This window comes from Streptomyces sp. NPDC012466 (genome assembly GCF_042955215.1).
GTDB lineage: Bacteria > Actinomycetota > Actinomycetes > Streptomycetales > Streptomycetaceae > Streptomyces.
On the sequence record NZ_JBIBEQ010000003.1, the window covers coordinates 98,005 to 112,706 of the forward strand.

Sequence of the window (14,702 nt, forward strand, 5' to 3'; positions counted from 1 at the left end):
GGGTCAGGAAGCGGCCTTACCGGAATCCGGACGAACGTCTGCCAGGTGAGTGCCGTGACCTTCTTCACGAATCCCACAGAACCGCGCGACCTCCCCGGCCGCGTCCACCTCACCATGCCCGCCGAGATCGACTTCTGTAACGCGGCGCGGCTGCTGCCGCTCGTCATGTCGGCGGCCCGCGCCCGGGGCGACCGGCTGGAGGTCCTCGTCCTCGATCTGAGCGCGACCTCCTTCATGGACTCCCAGGGCATCAGCCTCATCAACGACGTACGGCAGGGGCTGCGACCCGGGGCCCGGGTGCGCCTGGTGGCCCGGCCGGAGGGGATCACGAGCCGTGTCCTGGAGCTGACCGGCCTGCGCCGGGACGTGCCCGTGTACGACAACCTCGCCGAAGCGATGGCGTCGTAGGCTGCCGGACATGGCACCGAACATCGCGACGAACACCCGCGTCTCCCTCGACGAGTTGCTCGACTTCGTCCGGCCCCGGCACCACGCCGTCCTGCTGACCCGGCGCGCCGACGGCGGCCCCCAGAGCTCCCCGCTGACCTGCGGTGTCGACGACTCTGGCCGGATCGTGGTCTCCACCTACCCGGAGCGCGCCAAGACCCGCAACGCCAAGCGGGACCCCCGCGTGAGCCTGCTCGTGCTCAGCGACGACTGGAACGGCCCCTGGGTCCAGGTCGACGGCACGGCCGAGGTGATCGACTCCCCCGACTCCGTCGAACCGCTCGTGGAGTACTACCGGAACATCGCCGGGGAGCACCCCGACTGGGACGAGTACCGCGCGGCCATGCTCAAGCAGAACAAGTCGATCATCCGGATCACGCCGGAGCGGTGGGGGCCCGTGGCGACCGGGGGCTTCCCGGCGCGACTGGTGGAAGGGGAGTAGGTCAACTCTCCCCGGCGGCGTCACGCTCACGGGTGACCATCGCCTCGATGCCCGCGATCAGCAGTTCCAGCGCGAACTCGAAGTCGCGCTCCAGCATCTCGGCGACCGTGTCGCCGCCGCGCGCCGCCATGATCTCCCGGGACTCCTGGAGGACGTCGGCGGCCTGCGGGGCGGCGGTCACGGTGTCCAGGGCCTGCTGGAAGTACTCGTCCACGCTCATGCCGCCGGCTGCTGCCCGGGAGGCGAGATGGCCTTCCAGGGTGCCGTAGCCGTAGACGAACTGGAAGACGGCCGAGATCGTGCTCGTCAGGCGTTTCGCGGGCAGCCCGGTCCTGCGGACGACACGCTGGACCACCCGGGAGAACGCCAGGCTGTTGGGTCCGATGTTGAGGAAGACCCCGACCAGCGCGGACACCCAGGGGTGCCGCACCAGCAGCGTCCGGTACTCCCGGGCCAGCGCCCGCACCTGGTCCCGCCAGTCCTCACCGGCGTCCGGATCGGGCAGCCGCACCTCGCCCATCACCTGGTCGAGGGCGAGTTCGAGCAGGTCGTCCTTGGTGTCGACGTACCAGTAGACGGACATGGCGGTGACGTTCAGCTCGCCGGCCAGCCGCCGCATGGAGAACTTGGCCAGGCCCTCGGCGTCCAGCAGCCGGACCGTCACCCCGGTGATCCGCTCCCGGTCCAGCCCCGACGGCTGGCCCCCGCCCCGACGCCGGTGCGCCTTGCCTTCCAGCCAGACACTGGACCGCGGCTGATCCTGCCGGGCGGCTTTCGCCATGGCGCACCTTCCTCATCTTTCTGACGCCGGCCATGCTAGGCGCCCCCTCAGGGGCGCGGGGAACTGCGCGACCAGCCACAACGACCCGCGGCCGCCCTACTGGCCGGTCGCCCGAGCTCCTAGGCGGACTCTGCCCGCTCGGCACGCCGAAGCAACGCCGCCGCGACCAGCCCGCCCGCCAGCACGGCGACCGCCCCCACCAACTGACTGGTCTCCAGGCCTGAGGCGAACGCGTCGGAGATCCTGGCCTTCTCCTCGGCCGAGTCGGCGGCTGCCAGCGCCGCCGGCAGCGACGCCGCGGACACGGTGACCAGCGACGCGAACCGCGAGTTGAGCACGGCACCGAGCACCGCGACGCCCAGCCCGTTGCCGAACTCCGCGAGCGTCCCGTTGATCCCCGCTCCGACTCCGGCCTTCTCCGGCGGGATCGCCCCCATGATCGCGTTGGCCATCGCCGGCATGGACAGTGCCACTCCCGCCCCCATCACGATCAGCCCGAGCAGCATGCCTCCGTACCCGTGGCCGCCGAGCAGCGCGATCGCCGCCAGCCCCGCGGACACCAGGGTCATGCCGAGCGCGATGGCCGCCGGCGTCCCGGCCTTCAGGACCAGCTTCGCCCCGACTCCCGTGAAGTTGAGCGCGACGACGGTCAGCGCCAGGGGCGCCGTCCGCAGCCCGGCGTCCAGCGGCTCGTACCCGAGGACGAACTGGAGATGCTGTGTGAGCAGGAACAACGACCCCGTCATACCGAACGCCACGAGGATCGCGCCCGCGACCGCGCCCACGAACTTCTGGTTGCGGAAGAAGTGCATGTCGAGCATCGGGTGCTCGGTCCGCAGTTCCCACAGCACGAACAGGCCGAGCACCACCGCGCCGATCAGCGCGGAGACCAGCACCCGCGAGGAGGTCCAGCCATGCTCGGGCCCGGTGATGATGGCGTACACGACGGCCGTCATGCCGATGGTCGACAGCACCGCGCCGAGCAGGTCGGGCCGGTCGCCCGTCTTGTGCTTGGACTCCGGCACCAGCGCGGCGACCGCGACCAGGCCGAGCACGGCGACCGGGATGTTGATCAGGAAGATCGCGCCCCACCAGAAGTGGTTCAGCATCACACCGCCGATCAGCGGCCCGGCCGCGAAGCCGAGCGAACTGACCGTCGACCACAGCGCGATGGCCTTCACGCGCTCCTGGTCGTCGAAGATCTGCACGACGACGGCGAGGGTCGTGGTCATCAGCAGCGCACCGCCGACGCCCATGCCCGCACGGGCCGCGATCAGCTGGGCCGGGCTCTGGGACAGGCCGGCCGCCAGCGAGCCGACGCCGAAGATCGCCAGGCCGGACATCAGCATCAGCTTGCGGCCGTAGCGGTCGGCGGAGTTGCCCGCGGTGAGGAGCAGGCCGGACTGCACCAGGGAGTAGGCGTTCATCATCCACTGGACGTCGGCGGTCGAGGCGTCCATCTCGCGGGTGAGCGAGGGGATCGCCACGTTGAGGATCGTGTTGTCGAGCAGCACGGTGAGCTGCGCGAGGCAGATGACACCGAGGATCAGCCAGCGCTGGGGATGGCCGCCGGACGCGATGTGCGGCGGGGCCTTTTCCTGGGGGGACGTCGTCATGCTGTACACCGTAGAACAGTTCCTATACGGCGTACAACAGAGTTTCGGAGGGCGGTGGCTTGCGGCCACCGCCCTTCGCCCGGTCAGGGACGTGTCAGCTGCTCGCCTTCTGTGTGAGGTCGTAGAAGGTGCTCGAACCGACCGTGACCTTCTTGAAGTTGGCCTCGACCCAGGAGCTGATCCGGGAGGCCGTGCCGTCACCGCTGCCGCCCATGCCGCCGGAGGCGATGAAGTAGTGGATCTCTCCGTCCGCCACGTACTCCTTGAACCGGGCCAGCGTCGGGGACGGGTCCGTGCCGTTGAAGCCGCCTACGGCCATCACCGGATCGCCGGTGGACAGCTGGTAACTCGCCGCGTTCTGGGCGCCGATGGCCGCGGCGGCCCAGGTGTACCGGTCGGCGTCGGTCTCCAGGAGCCTCTTGGCCTCGGAAGTGACGCCGGCGCCGTTGAGCAGGCCACCGACACCGCCACCGCCGCCCATGCGGCCGCCGTCGCCGTTCGGCTGGTTCTGGCCCTGGCCCTGCTGGTTCTGCCCGCCGGGGAACCCGCCTCCGGGGAAGCCGTTGCCGTTCTGCTGGTTCCGGCCCTGCTGGTTCTGCCCGCCGCCCGGGAATCCGCCGCCGCCCGGAGCACCGCCACCGCCCGGACCGCCGCGGCCGCCCGCGACCGCCGGACCCGCCGTGACGATCGAACCGGTGTGCCCCTCGTTCACGGTGGTCAGGGTGTACGCCGCCGGACCGGCCAGCGCGGCGACCAGGCCCAGCCCGGCCGCTCCCAGGGCCAGCCGGCGCCCCAGCCGTCCGGCGAAGATCAGGCCGAGGGCCGCCGTCAGACCGCCGACCAGGACGAACCACTTGAGCCAGGGCAGGTAGTCGGAGGAGCGGTCGAGCAGGACGTATCCCCAGGCGGCGGTGGCCGTCATGGCGGTGGCCAGGCTCAGCGAGGCCCACGCCTCGTCGCGCTTCTCCCAGAGCAGCGACGCGCCCATGCCGACCAGCGGGGCGATGTAGGGGGCGAGGGCGACCGTGTAGTACTCGTGGAAGATGCCCTGCATGTAGCTGAAGACGAGCATGGTGGTGAGCAGCGCGCCGCCCCACACCAGGAACGCGCCCCGGGTCGCGGAGGTCCGGCGGGCCCTGCCCGTGGCGACCAGTCCGGCGACGAGCAGGATCAGCGCGGCCGGGATCAGCCAGGAGATCTGGCCGCCGATGGAGGAGCCGAACAGCCGGTCCCAGCCGGTCACGCCCCAGTTGCCGCCGCCGTTCCCGCCGCCACCGCCTCCTCCGACACTCCCGGTCTCGTCGCCGTTGAGGCGCCCCAGGCCGTTGTAGCCGAAGGTCAGTTCCAGGAAGCTGTTGTTCTGCGAGCCGCCGATGTAGGGGTGGGAGGACGCGGGCCAGAGTTCGACGATCGCGACCCACCAGCCGCCGGAGACGACGATCGCGGCGAGACCCGCGGCGAGCTGCCCGATCCGCTTCTTCACCGTCACCGGGGCGCAGACGCCGTACACGAGGGCGAGCGGCGGCAGGATCAGGAAGGCCTGGAGGGTCTTGGCGAGGAAGGCGAAGCCGATCGCGGCACCGGCCCACAGCAGCCACTTCGTGCGGCCGTCCTCCAGGGCGCGGATGACGAGGGAGCAGGCCACCGCCATCAGCAGCGCCAGCATCGCGTCGGGGTTGTTGAAGCGGAACATCAGCGCCGCGACGGGGGTGAGCGCGAGCACGGCGCCCGCGATCAGTCCGGCCGCGGGGCTGAACCGGCGCCGGACGGCCGCGTACACGACGGCGACCGTGCCGACGCCCATGAGGACCTCGGGCGCGAGGATCGCCCAGGAGCTGAGGCCGAAGAGCCGCACGGAGAGGGCCATGGGCCACAGGGCGGCCGGCGGCTTGTCGACCGTGATGGCGTTCGCCGCGTCGAGCGAGCCGAAGAAGAACGCCTTCCAGGACTGGCTGCCGGCCTGTACCGCCGCCGAGTAGAAGGAGTTGGCGTAACCCGAGGCGCTCAGGTTGTAGAGGTAGAGCACGGCCGTCGCCAGCAGCAGGGCGAGGAAGGCCGGGCGGGCCCAGCGGGGGTCCTCGGGCCGGCCCCGCCGGATCCGTTGCGCGAAGGGCCTCTTGGGGGCGTCGGCGGCATGGGCCGGTGCGGGGGCCGGAGGGTGGGTCCGGCTGCCGGGACTCGTGTCCGCGTGGGTGGCCGGTCGGTCGAAGTGGACGGTCATCGGAAGTCCCTCGCGTCGGTGTCGTGCGGGCGCACCGGCTGCAGGTGCGGGGTGGCCTCCCGCCAGGTGCCGTCCGCGGCTTCACCGGCGCGGAACCGTGCGGTGTCGTAGGGGGTGGTGCCGTAGGAGGTGGAGCCGGCGGGGGCGGTGCCGTACCGGGTGGCGGACGGCGAGTCGTCCTCGCGCCGGTCCGGGAACACCCAGGCCCGGAAGAGCAGGAAGCGCAGGACCGTCGCCGCGAGGTTGGCGGCGATGAGGACGGCCAGTTCGGTGAAGTGCGCGGGCTCGGAGGACGCCGCGTTCAGTGCCGCGAGCGAGCCGCTGGTCAGGGCGAGCCCGATGCCGAAGACGACCAGGCCCTGCGCCTGGTGCCGTACGGCCCCGCCGCGCCCGCGCACCCCGAAGGTGAGCCGCCGGTTGGCCGCGGTGTTGGCGACCGCCGAGACCAGCAGGGCGAGGGCGTTGGCGACCTGGGAGCCGGTGAAGACCCGGAAGCCGCTGTAGAGCAGCAGGTAGAAGAGGGTGGACAGGGCGCCGACCACGCAGAATCCGACGAGCTGGCGGGCGAGTCCCGTCGGCACGTCCTTGATGTCACGGTCGCGCGGGTCGTCGCCGAACGGCCGGGCGAGCCGGTCCAGCGGCAGCGAGCCGGTGGCCAGCGCCCTGCCGATCCGCCACACGCCCTTGAGGTCGTCGGTCGCGGTCTTGACGATGTGCACCGTCGAGTCGGGGTCGTCGACCCAGTCCACCGGCACCTCGTGGATCCTGAGGCCCGCGCGCTCGGCGAGCACCAGCATCTCGGTGTCGAAGAACCAGCCGGTGTCCTCGACGAGGGGCAGCAGCACCTGCGCCACGTCCCGGCGGATCGCCTTGAAGCCGCACTGGGCGTCGGAGAACCGCGCCTGGAGCGAGCCGCGCAGGATGAGGTTGTAGGCCCGGCTGATGAACTCCCGCTTGGGGCCGCGCACCACCCGCGAACTGCGGGCCAGCCGGGAGCCGATGGCGAGGTCGGAGTGGCCGGAGATCAGGGGAGCCACCAGCGGGAGCAGGGCGTTGAGGTCGGTGGACAGGTCCACGTCCATGTAGGCGAGGACCGGGGCGTCCGAGGCCGACCAGACGGCCCGCAGCGCCCGGCCGCGGCCCTTCTGCTCCAGGCGGAAGACGGTGACCTCGGGGATCTCCGCCGCCAGCCGCCCCGCTACCTGCGCGGTGGTGTCCGTGGAGGCGTTGTCCGCGATCGTGATGCGGAACGCGTACGGAAACGTCCGGTCGAGATGCTCGTGCAGTCTGCGGACGCACGGCTGGAGGTCCTTCTCCTCGTTGAAGACGGGGATCACTACGTCCAGGACAGGCGTACCGGCTGGTGCGGCCGGGAGGTGCTCCCGCGCCGGCAGGGTGCCGGGAGAAGAGTCGGTTCGCATGGAACCGACTTTCGTCAGGCGCCCTGTTGGGCCCGTGTGGTGACGCTGTGGCGTGCCTGTGAGTGCCACTGCCGCCTCGGATCCGGCTCCGGCCGGGGCGGCAGGGCGGGCAGACGCACCGTGAACACGGTCCGCCCGGGCACGCTGTCGACCGTCACGGCACCGCCGTGCGCACCGGCCACGGCCTGCACGATGGCGAGGCCCAGACCGGTCGAGCCGGTGGCGCGGGAGCGCGCGGAGTCGCCCCGCGCGAACCGCTCGAAGACGTGCGGCAGCAACTCGGCGGGGATGCCCTGCCCGTTGTCCTCGACCTCCACGTACAGCCATCCCTCGCGCCGCCGCACCCGCGCGGTGACGGTCGTCCCGGGCGGTGTGTGGGTGCGCGCGTTGCCGAGCAGGTTGACGAGCACCTGTTGCAGCCGGGCCGCGTCCGCCGAGACGAGCGCGGGCTCGTCGGGCAGGTCGAGCCGCCAGTTGTGGTCCTGGCCGGCCGCCCGGGCGTCGCTGATGGTGTCCACGACGAGCGGGACGAGGTCGGTCTGCTCGAACTGCAGCGGCCGTCCGGCGTCGAGCCGGGCGAGCAGCAGCAGATCCTCGACGAGGAGGGTCATCCGGCCGGCCTCGGACTCGATGCGGCCCAGGGCGTGCCGGGTGTCGGGGCCGACCTGTTCGCGTCCCCGCCGGGTGAGTTCGGCGTACCCGCGGATCGAGGCGAGCGGAGTGCGCAGCTCATGACTGGCGTCCGCGACGAACTGTCTGACGCGCGTCTCGCTGCGCTGCCGTGCGTGCAGCGCCCCGTGGACGTGGTCCAGCATCCGGTTGAGCGCGGCACCGACCTGACCGACCTCGGTGTACGGGTCGGTCTCGGAGTCGGGGACCCGCTCGCTGAGGTTCACCTCGCCGGTGTGCAGGGGCAGTTCGGAGACCCGGGTGGCGGTGGCGGCGACACGGCGCAGGGGGCGGGTGGCGACGCCGACCAGTACGGAACCGGCGAGACCGGCAGCGGCGAGCCCGGCGCCGGTGACGCTGATCTCGACCAGGACGAGGGTGTTGAGGGTGTTGGTGACGTCCGTGGTCGGGATGGCCACGTAGTAGCTGCCCTTGTCACCGCTCTTGTACTCGACCCGGTACTCACCGAGGCCGGGGATGTCGACGGTTCTCGGCGGTCCCTCGGCCTGTGGCACGGAGGCGAGTGCGGCTCTCTGAGCGGAGTTCAGCGACCGCGGGGTCATCTGGAAGTTGTCCTCGGAAACGCCGTACGCGGACTGCGTGATCCGGCCGCCCTCGATCTTGGCGGCGACCGTACCGCCCGGCTGCGGCCCCCTCGTGACGAAGTCGGTGAGGCTTTCCCCCTTGTTCTTCGCGAGTCCGTCGGCCCCGTTGTCACCGGGCTCCCGGGGTGGGCTGAGCGCGGCCCTGGACGCGGCTGCGTCGAGCTGCCCGTCCAGCTGCTCGTACAGATGGGACCTGAGGGCCAGCGTCGTCACCGTCCCGATCACCGCGCACACCACGGCAACCAGCACCACGGACGCGACGACGAGCCGCGTCCGCAGCGTGCGCGGCTTGCCTGCTCGCCACCCGCCCGCCCGCTGCTGCGTACGCTGCCGTCGTCGTCCGCTCATGACACCGCGGGTTTGATCAGATACCCGGCACCGCGCCGTGTGTGGATCATCGGATCGCGCCCGGCGTCGATCTTGCGCCGCAGGTAGGAGATGTAGAGCTCGACGACGTTGGCCTGGCCGCCGAAGTCGTACGACCACACCCGGTCGAGGATCTGCGCCTTGCTGAGGACGCGCCGCGGATTGCGCATCAGGAACCGCAGCAGCTCGAACTCGGTCGCGGTCAGATGGATGTCGTCCCCGGCCCGGGTCACCTCGTGGCTGTCCTCGTCGAGGGTGAGGTCGCCGACGACCAGCATGGAGTCCGAGCGCCGGTCGGCGGCCCCGGAGCGCCGTATCAGCCCGCGCAGCCGCGCGACGACCTCCTCCAGGCTGAACGGCTTGGTGACGTAGTCGTCGCCGCCCGCCGTGAGCCCCGCGATCCGGTCCTCGACGGCGTCCTTGGCGGTCAGGAACAGCACCGGCACGTCCGGCAGTTCGCGGCGCAGCCGCCCGAGCACGGCCAGCCCGTCCATGTCGGGCAGCATCATGTCGAGGACGACGGCGTCGGGCCGGAAGTCGCGCGCGGTCTGGATCGCGCCGGTGCCGTCACCGGCACTGCGGATCTGCCAGCCCTCGTAGCGCAGGGCCATGGACAGCAGCTCGGTGATCGACGGCTCGTCGTCCACCACGAGCACGCGGACGGGGCTCCCGTCCGGCCTGAGCAGTTCGGTGCGCCCCTGGGGCGAGGTCGTGGTCATGTGAACACGATGTCGAGGGCCTCTGAGAGCACACTTTCGGCAAGCTGTGATTTCCCTGAGAAACACACAGGCGCTTCTCAGGAAACGCCTGGGAACGCCGGGCGGGTCAGAACAGGCCGTCCTGCACGCCCGCCGCCTCCCTGAACGGACGCAGGGGGACGGTCAGCCCGTCCCCCGTGGCGGGCACCAGCCCCCACCCCGTCATCAGCCGGGTGTCGAGCACCACGACGCCGTCCCCGGTGGCCAGGTGCAGATCGGGTCCGGCTGCCGCGACCAGCTCTCCGCCCACCGCACCCCCGGCGACGAGCTCGCTCACGCCCCCGACGGCGACGGGCACCCCCGCGAGCCCGAACACCCCGACATGGTCGACGACTCGCAGCGGCTTCCGCACGAGCGACTCCGGCCAAGCGGGGAGCGCGACCGCCCGCTCGTGCAACTCGGCGACCTCACCCGCCCGGTCGGCGGCGGCCTCAGGCAGCGCGGCCCGCACGGCCCGCTTCTCGGCGTACGGAATCCGGTCGGGCACCCGCAGGGCGGCCCTGAGCAGTTCCTCCGTACGCCGGGCGGCCATGAGCGGACCGACGCCGAGCCAGCTGAAGCAGACGGCTCCCTGCTCGAGCAGCCGCGCGGATCCCCGCTCCCGCGCGGTGATCCCGACCTTGACCATGCCGGGCCCGAACCACGCCAGATACACGTGGTACGGCCGTGGATCGTCGGCGAGGGTGTCCGCCGCCACCGAGTGCGCGCGGTCCAGCCGCGCGCACTCCTCGCACCGCGCCCCCGTACTGCGCCCCGGCACGACCGCACTCACCGGGCACGCATGCCCCCGAGCCCCCACACACGTGCGCCCAGCCCCCTGCGCGACGCTGAAGGCCACGCGTTTGCCCCGGGTCAGCGCACTGCGCCGCCCGCCGTCCCAGAGCAGCTCGGGACCGTCGGGTGACCAGCGCAGCCCCGAGCACTTCCATGCCTGTGCCATCTCTGCCGAGAGTAGGGGGCGCCACTGACAACGGGGAGCGGCCGACGCGGGAGCGGCCTCACCGTGCGGAGTCGGCCCCGACGGCAGCGGCGGTCTCCAGCTCTCCTTCTCTCTGAACGGGCATGCTCGGCACCACCGCGCGACCGGCACGCCCCGCACGCCGGCCCCGCCCGGCCAGCCGGCACCCCAGGCACTCCTCGTGCCCGCCCGGCGCCGCCGAGTCCCGCACGCGCCAGTCCCACTCCGCCCGGGGCCGCACGCCCGGCCCCTTCCCCCACCCGGCGAGATGCAGGGCCCAGGTCACGAGCAGACTCACGACCCCGATCGCCGCCCCGCCCGCGATCAGCACACCGGAGACGGTGCAGACGCCCAGCCCCGCCACGCCCGCCCCGACGGTGGCGATGCCGAATCCGACCCACCCCGCGACCGTGTGCCCGTGGTCATACTGATGTGCACTCACGTGCCACTCCCTCGCACCCGAGGATCCGACTCCGCGAACCCCTCACCTGCTAAGACTTTTATGACCCAAACATCTCACGAACTAAGGGATCTGGGAATGCAAGCGAAGCCGCGTCCGGCCGCCACCCCGGAGCAGGCGCTGTCGGCGATGGACCAGCTCATCGCGACTCACCTGGTCGGACAGCATGAGATCGCCCAACAGGTGGGCCTGAGTGTGACCGACCTCACCTGCTTCGCCTACGTCATCGAGGCCGGCGAGAACCTCCCCACGGCAGGCGATCTGGCGGCCCGCGTCCACGTCACCACCGGCGCGGTCACCGGCATCCTGAACCGGCTGGAGCGCGCCGGCTACATCACGCGCCGCCCCGACCCCGTGGACCGCCGCCGCGTCCGCGTGGCGGCCCAGCCCGACGCGGTCGCCCGCGTCCGCGAGGTCTACGAGCCGTACTACGCCCGCCTCACGCACCTGTTCGCGGACTACACCCCGGACGAAATCGCGGTCCTGCACGACTGGTTCACCCGTGCGAGCACGCTGGCGGCGACCTACCTGGAGGAACACTGCCGCCCCGGCTGAACCAGGGCCCCTGTCGCTACTTGGGCTGACGTGAGTGCCGCTTCGCCCGTCGGCGCACGGTGAAGACGCAGGCGAGCAGGCCGAGCGCCCAGGCGATCAAGAGCGCTCCCCACAGCGGCATGGTCACGATCGGCACGAGAAGGCGGATCTCGACATCCGAGCGGTTCTCGAAGATGAAGACCAGAGCGACCGCGGTGATCAGGACGAACGGTGCGAAGCGGCGGACGCCGGGCCGGGCGAGGAACGGCGGGCGCGCCTTGTGGTCCGGGCTGGGCTGAGCCATGGAGCACCTCTCCATCACATTGCCCCCGACTCCAGCGTCCCCTGCCCCCACGCGTCCCGCTACGGCAACCGTCGCTGCCACGGCAGCCGTCGCCGCGATGGCAGCCGTCGCCGCGATGGCAGCCGTCGCCGCTGCGGTCACCGCATACCGTCGTGCGACCAAGACAGGCGAACGTCGTAAGCGTCGCTGCCCTTACCGCCACTCCAGGACGTCACCCACGCTCAGCGCCCTGTCCGCGCCCCCTGCTGTGATCTTCTTCGGGGTGGCGCCGGGGGTGATGGCGGAGACGAAGTACTCGAGCCGCGTGCCCTGGAGCGAGGCGAAGATCATCTGCTTGCCGTCCGGCGAAATGGCCCGCACCGTGTTCTTCCGATCCGTCGCCGGGATGATCGGATCGCCCAGGGCGCCCTTCGGGGCATCCGCCGTGCCGTCGAGCCGAGAAGCGTCCAGCGTCCAGAAGGAGTTCTTCCGCTTCGGGTCCTCGGCCTTGCCGAGCCGGGGGGCGCACAGCACGGTCTTGTCGTCGACCCAGCCGTTGGGGTGGCAGTCGGCGTCGAAGGGCACGCGATCTGCCTTCACACCGCCGGCCTTGAGCAGCGCACCGCGCTGTGGCACGTCGGCCACGTTGTAACCCTGCCAGGTGATGAAGGCCGTCGCCCTACGCCCGTCGGGACTGATCCGGACTTCCTTGCCGAAGACCCCGCGCACCGGGTCGCCCGCGAGCGCAAGGCCGGCCCCGTCCATGTAACTGCCATCACCGCTCGCCTGTTCGGTCACCGCGTGGTCTCCCGTGACGGAACGGCTGGCGACCCGCACATGATCCGAGGAGTCGGTCTCTGTGAACCAGACAGCACTGCCGTCCTGGGCGAAGACGGCGTTCTCCTCTTTGGGCGTGTCGCCGAAGTCGTCGCCCTGTTCACCGGACAGCTTGGTCAGCTTGCCGCTGGTGTCGACATAGCCCACCCCTGCCGCCTCGGTCTCTCGATCGATGAGGACGACGGCCATCCGGGAGAAGTCCTTGTCGAAGAGTTGCCGCAGCCGGGTGACGGCGACAGCGCGCGGCCCGTCCTCGGACGTGCCGACACCGGGGAAGTTGTCGGCGCACAGCTCCACGAGCGGGGAGGCGACATCATCGGCCTCCGCGACCACGGCCTCGGCCGGGACGGTGAAGGTCCGGGAGACGGTCCGTTTCCACGTCGTCGGATCCCAGCCCGTCACCGTGACGCTGGCCGGATTGCTCGCGGGCACCGTGCACGAGGCGGTGACGATCACGCCTCTGTCCGGGAAGGCCCCGCTCCCCCGGCCCGCGTCCTTGGTCCCACCCTGCTGTCCGGCAGTCGCCTTGGCGCCCTTGGCGTCGGAGCCGGAGCCGTCATGGCCCCCGCCACACCCCGCGACGAGCGGAAGCACCACCGCGGCGACAGCCAACGCAGTCGTGCCCCCGCCCCACCGGCACCCTCCGTGGCCCTCTGTTCTCCTCACGTCCGCGTCCCCTCACGATGTCCTGCCCAGCAGCGGCGACGTGATCGTAATGCGAACTGGCGCGAGTCGCGGTGGAGTTGACGGTCGGGGAGCCGCTGGGCGTGTAGAAGCCCGAACCGCCTGGCGATCTCCGCCACCTCGCCGAGCGGCTGACCGAGGCCCTGCGAGACGCTCTCCGTATCGCCGATAGCCGAGGCCGACGGCTGAACGATCCGGACCAGCCCTAAGCGGCAGCTGCACCTCGCTGCTGCGCGCCCCTGAAACGCAAGAGGCCCCGGATCTCTCCGGGGCCTCTCACCTGTGTGCACTCGGCAGGATTCGAACCTGCAACCTTCTGATCCGTAGTCAGATGCTCTATCCGTTAAGCTACGAGTGCTTGTTCTGTTTTTTCGCCGCTCTCGGGCCTTCCGGCTCGCTCGCGGCGACAGGAAGAACATTACATGACTGCCGCCGCCATGTGAAATCCGTTAGCCGCACCCCTTGTGAGCTGCGGAAACGGCACTTCCGGCCGCCCTTTCGGGGGCAACGACAGCGAAGCCCCGGTCGGCTGACCGGGGCTTCGTGATCGAGTGCGGAGGCGGAGGGATTTGAACCCTCGATGGGCTTTAAGGCCCAAACCGCATTAGCAGTGCGGCGCCATAGACCGGACTAGGCGACGCCTCCAGCATCACTCCCGCGCGAGCGCGAGCGGTGCGTGCCGATGATGACACAGTCGAGCGTGCTGTCACCAATCGACCCCCACGGTACTAGGCGGGAAGGGCGCGGGGCAAAGGCCTTGTCAGGCCCGTGCGGACCTCCGCCCGTGGGGCCGCGCGCAACATCCCGGGCCGTGCCGCGTTAGGCAGGGCATGTTGCGTGCCACTCCCCGGGCCACCGCCCGCCCCGCCCTGCGGCGCCTCCTCGTCACGGCCGCCGCCTCCGTCGCCGCCGCCGGGTCACTGACGGCGGTGTCCCCGGCCGCGTATGCCCAGGCCGGCGGGACCGGCCCGTCGTCCCCGATCCGGCCGGGCGACGGCCCGGACCGCGATCACCTCACCGTCACCGTGCGCAACGCCGGCGCCGGGGCCGACGGAACGTTCGAGCTGTACTGCGGCCCGGACGGCGGCAGCCACCCGGACCCCCGCGGCGCCTGTGCCGCCCTGGAGCGGGACACGCGGTGGGGACAGGACGTCTTCGCACCGGCCCCGGAAGGCGGCTTCTGCACCATGCAGTACGGCGGACCGGCCACCGCGCACGTCACCGGCACCTGGGCCGGACGCCCCGTCGACGCCACGTACGACCGCCGCGACGGCTGCCAGATCTCCCGCTGGGACCGGCTCGTGCCGCTGCTGCCGGATGTGGGGGGCGAGGCGGGCGCCAGGGCCTGAGCCGTCCGCCCGCAGGGGGACGGTGGGGGAGCGAGCGGGGCGCCGGTCCGTCGACCGGCGCCCCCTACTCATATGCGCCACTCTCCGCCCTCATCACGCCGGTCCGCCGAAAGGTACAGAAACACCGTCGCCGTAAAGGTCCCGCGAAGGTCCCGCGACGTCGTCGCAGGAGGGCGGGCGTTTCCGCTTACTCGGTCGTCAGTTCGGTGTCACTTCCTCGTGCGACCTCGCTCTCATCCGGCGTCGCGAGCGCAACCGCAGCCCTTAGACT

Annotated in this window: 14 protein-coding genes and 2 tRNA genes; 4 read left to right on the top strand and 12 right to left on the bottom strand. The window is 71.4% G+C overall.

Going from position 1 to position 14,702, the window contains the following annotated elements; genetic code table 11:
- The first annotated feature begins 114 nt into the window (after positions 1 to 114).
- Together ACFY9E_RS12815 and ACFY9E_RS12820 are read left to right on the top strand one after the other, a co-directional pair.
- Positions 115 to 408, top strand: coding sequence for an STAS domain-containing protein (locus ACFY9E_RS12815; RefSeq protein WP_390983664.1), 294 nt, complete (start codon positions 115 to 117; stop codon positions 406 to 408).
- Between the two features lie 10 nt (positions 409 to 418).
- Positions 419 to 889 carry a TIGR03618 family F420-dependent PPOX class oxidoreductase gene (locus ACFY9E_RS12820; RefSeq protein WP_390982287.1) on the top strand — a complete coding sequence of 157 codons (471 nt, stop codon included), beginning with the start codon at positions 419 to 421 and terminating at the stop codon, positions 887 to 889.
- 1 nt (position 890) lies between these two features.
- On the opposite strand, the gene ACFY9E_RS12825 is transcribed toward ACFY9E_RS12820, so the two are convergent.
- The 8 genes from ACFY9E_RS12825 to ACFY9E_RS12860 all read right to left on the bottom strand — a co-directional run bounded on the left by ACFY9E_RS12825 (position 891) and on the right by ACFY9E_RS12860 (position 10,726).
- Complete coding sequence (locus tag ACFY9E_RS12825) at positions 891 to 1,670, bottom strand: TetR/AcrR family transcriptional regulator C-terminal domain-containing protein (RefSeq protein ID WP_390982289.1); 780 nt, start codon at positions 1,668 to 1,670, stop codon at positions 891 to 893.
- Between the two features lie 119 nt (positions 1,671 to 1,789).
- Complete coding sequence (locus tag ACFY9E_RS12830) at positions 1,790 to 3,286, bottom strand: MFS transporter (protein ID WP_390982292.1); 1,497 nt, start codon at positions 3,284 to 3,286, stop codon at positions 1,790 to 1,792.
- Positions 3,287 to 3,380: 94 nt separating this feature from the next.
- The gene (locus tag ACFY9E_RS12835; protein WP_390982294.1) at positions 3,381 to 5,507 is read right to left on the bottom strand and encodes a glycosyltransferase family 39 protein; all 2,127 of its coding nucleotides are present in this window, start codon (positions 5,505 to 5,507) and stop codon (positions 3,381 to 3,383) included.
- The gene (locus tag ACFY9E_RS12840) at positions 5,504 to 6,928 is read right to left on the bottom strand and encodes a glycosyltransferase (protein WP_390982297.1); all 1,425 of its coding nucleotides are present in this window, start codon (positions 6,926 to 6,928) and stop codon (positions 5,504 to 5,506) included. The genes ACFY9E_RS12835 and ACFY9E_RS12840 overlap by 4 nt, the downstream gene beginning before the upstream one ends.
- Positions 6,929 to 6,942: 14 nt before the next feature.
- Positions 6,943 to 8,550 carry an ATP-binding protein gene (locus tag ACFY9E_RS12845; protein ID WP_390982299.1) on the bottom strand — a complete coding sequence of 536 codons (1,608 nt, stop codon included), beginning with the start codon at positions 8,548 to 8,550 and terminating at the stop codon, positions 6,943 to 6,945.
- Positions 8,547 to 9,287: a response regulator gene (locus ACFY9E_RS12850; RefSeq protein ID WP_390982302.1), complete on the bottom strand. Its 741-nt coding sequence runs from the start codon at positions 9,285 to 9,287 to the stop codon at positions 8,547 to 8,549. The genes ACFY9E_RS12845 and ACFY9E_RS12850 overlap by 4 nt, the downstream gene beginning before the upstream one ends.
- Before the next feature lie 106 nt (positions 9,288 to 9,393).
- Positions 9,394 to 10,266: a DUF2797 domain-containing protein gene (locus ACFY9E_RS12855; protein ID WP_390982305.1), complete on the bottom strand. Its 873-nt coding sequence runs from the start codon at positions 10,264 to 10,266 to the stop codon at positions 9,394 to 9,396.
- A gap of 58 nt (positions 10,267 to 10,324) precedes the next feature.
- A complete protein-coding gene (locus tag ACFY9E_RS12860; protein ID WP_390982308.1) occupies positions 10,325 to 10,726 on the bottom strand; it encodes an HGxxPAAW family protein in 402 nt (133 codons plus the stop codon).
- A gap of 96 nt (positions 10,727 to 10,822) precedes the next feature.
- Here ACFY9E_RS12860 and ACFY9E_RS12865 point away from each other — a divergent pair, with 96 nt between their 5' ends.
- Entirely contained in the window at positions 10,823 to 11,299 is a 477-nt protein-coding gene (locus ACFY9E_RS12865; protein ID WP_390982310.1) for a MarR family transcriptional regulator, read from the top strand.
- A gap of 16 nt (positions 11,300 to 11,315) precedes the next feature.
- Here ACFY9E_RS12865 and ACFY9E_RS12870 read toward each other — a convergent pair whose 3' ends face one another.
- The 4 genes from ACFY9E_RS12870 to ACFY9E_RS12885 all read right to left on the bottom strand — a co-directional run bounded on the left by ACFY9E_RS12870 (position 11,316) and on the right by ACFY9E_RS12885 (position 13,727).
- Complete coding sequence (locus tag ACFY9E_RS12870) at positions 11,316 to 11,582, bottom strand: hypothetical protein (RefSeq protein ID WP_390982312.1); 267 nt, start codon at positions 11,580 to 11,582, stop codon at positions 11,316 to 11,318.
- A 192-nt stretch (positions 11,583 to 11,774) separates the two neighbouring features.
- The gene (locus tag ACFY9E_RS12875; RefSeq protein WP_390982315.1) at positions 11,775 to 13,010 is read right to left on the bottom strand and encodes a hypothetical protein; all 1,236 of its coding nucleotides are present in this window, start codon (positions 13,008 to 13,010) and stop codon (positions 11,775 to 11,777) included.
- Between the two features lie 357 nt (positions 13,011 to 13,367).
- Positions 13,368 to 13,440, bottom strand: a tRNA-Arg gene (locus ACFY9E_RS12880).
- 196 nt (positions 13,441 to 13,636) lie between these two features.
- Positions 13,637 to 13,727, bottom strand: a tRNA-Ser gene (locus tag ACFY9E_RS12885).
- A gap of 185 nt (positions 13,728 to 13,912) precedes the next feature.
- On the opposite strand from ACFY9E_RS12885, the gene ACFY9E_RS12890 reads away from it, so the two are divergent.
- Entirely contained in the window at positions 13,913 to 14,431 is a 519-nt protein-coding gene (locus ACFY9E_RS12890) for an SSI family serine proteinase inhibitor (protein ID WP_390982317.1), read from the top strand.
- Positions 14,432 to 14,702: the final 271 nt, after the last annotated feature.

Bases quoted from the DNA above. Each gene is read 5' to 3' on its own strand.
- ACFY9E_RS12865 (WP_390982310.1), top strand. From the start codon at position 10,823: ATGCAAGCGAAGCCGCGTCCGGCCGCCACCCCGGAGCAGGCGCTGTCG.
- ACFY9E_RS12845 (WP_390982299.1), bottom strand. From the start codon at position 8,550: ATGAGCGGACGACGACGGCAGCGTACGCAGCAGCGGGCGGGCGGGTGG.
- ACFY9E_RS12835 (WP_390982294.1), bottom strand. From the start codon at position 5,507: ATGACCGTCCACTTCGACCGACCGGCCACCCACGCGGACACGAGTCCC.
- ACFY9E_RS12815 (WP_390983664.1), top strand. From the start codon at position 115: ATGCCCGCCGAGATCGACTTCTGTAACGCGGCGCGGCTGCTGCCGCTC.
- ACFY9E_RS12850 (WP_390982302.1), bottom strand. From the start codon at position 9,287: ATGACCACGACCTCGCCCCAGGGGCGCACCGAACTGCTCAGGCCGGAC.
- ACFY9E_RS12825 (WP_390982289.1), bottom strand. From the start codon at position 1,670: ATGGCGAAAGCCGCCCGGCAGGATCAGCCGCGGTCCAGTGTCTGGCTG.
- ACFY9E_RS12855 (WP_390982305.1), bottom strand. From the start codon at position 10,266: ATGGCACAGGCATGGAAGTGCTCGGGGCTGCGCTGGTCACCCGACGGT.
- ACFY9E_RS12870 (WP_390982312.1), bottom strand. From the start codon at position 11,582: ATGGCTCAGCCCAGCCCGGACCACAAGGCGCGCCCGCCGTTCCTCGCC.
- ACFY9E_RS12830 (WP_390982292.1), bottom strand. From the start codon at position 3,286: ATGACGACGTCCCCCCAGGAAAAGGCCCCGCCGCACATCGCGTCCGGC.
- ACFY9E_RS12840 (WP_390982297.1), bottom strand. From the start codon at position 6,928: ATGCGAACCGACTCTTCTCCCGGCACCCTGCCGGCGCGGGAGCACCTC.
- ACFY9E_RS12820 (WP_390982287.1), top strand. From the start codon at position 419: ATGGCACCGAACATCGCGACGAACACCCGCGTCTCCCTCGACGAGTTG.
- ACFY9E_RS12890 (WP_390982317.1), top strand. From the start codon at position 13,913: ATGTTGCGTGCCACTCCCCGGGCCACCGCCCGCCCCGCCCTGCGGCGC.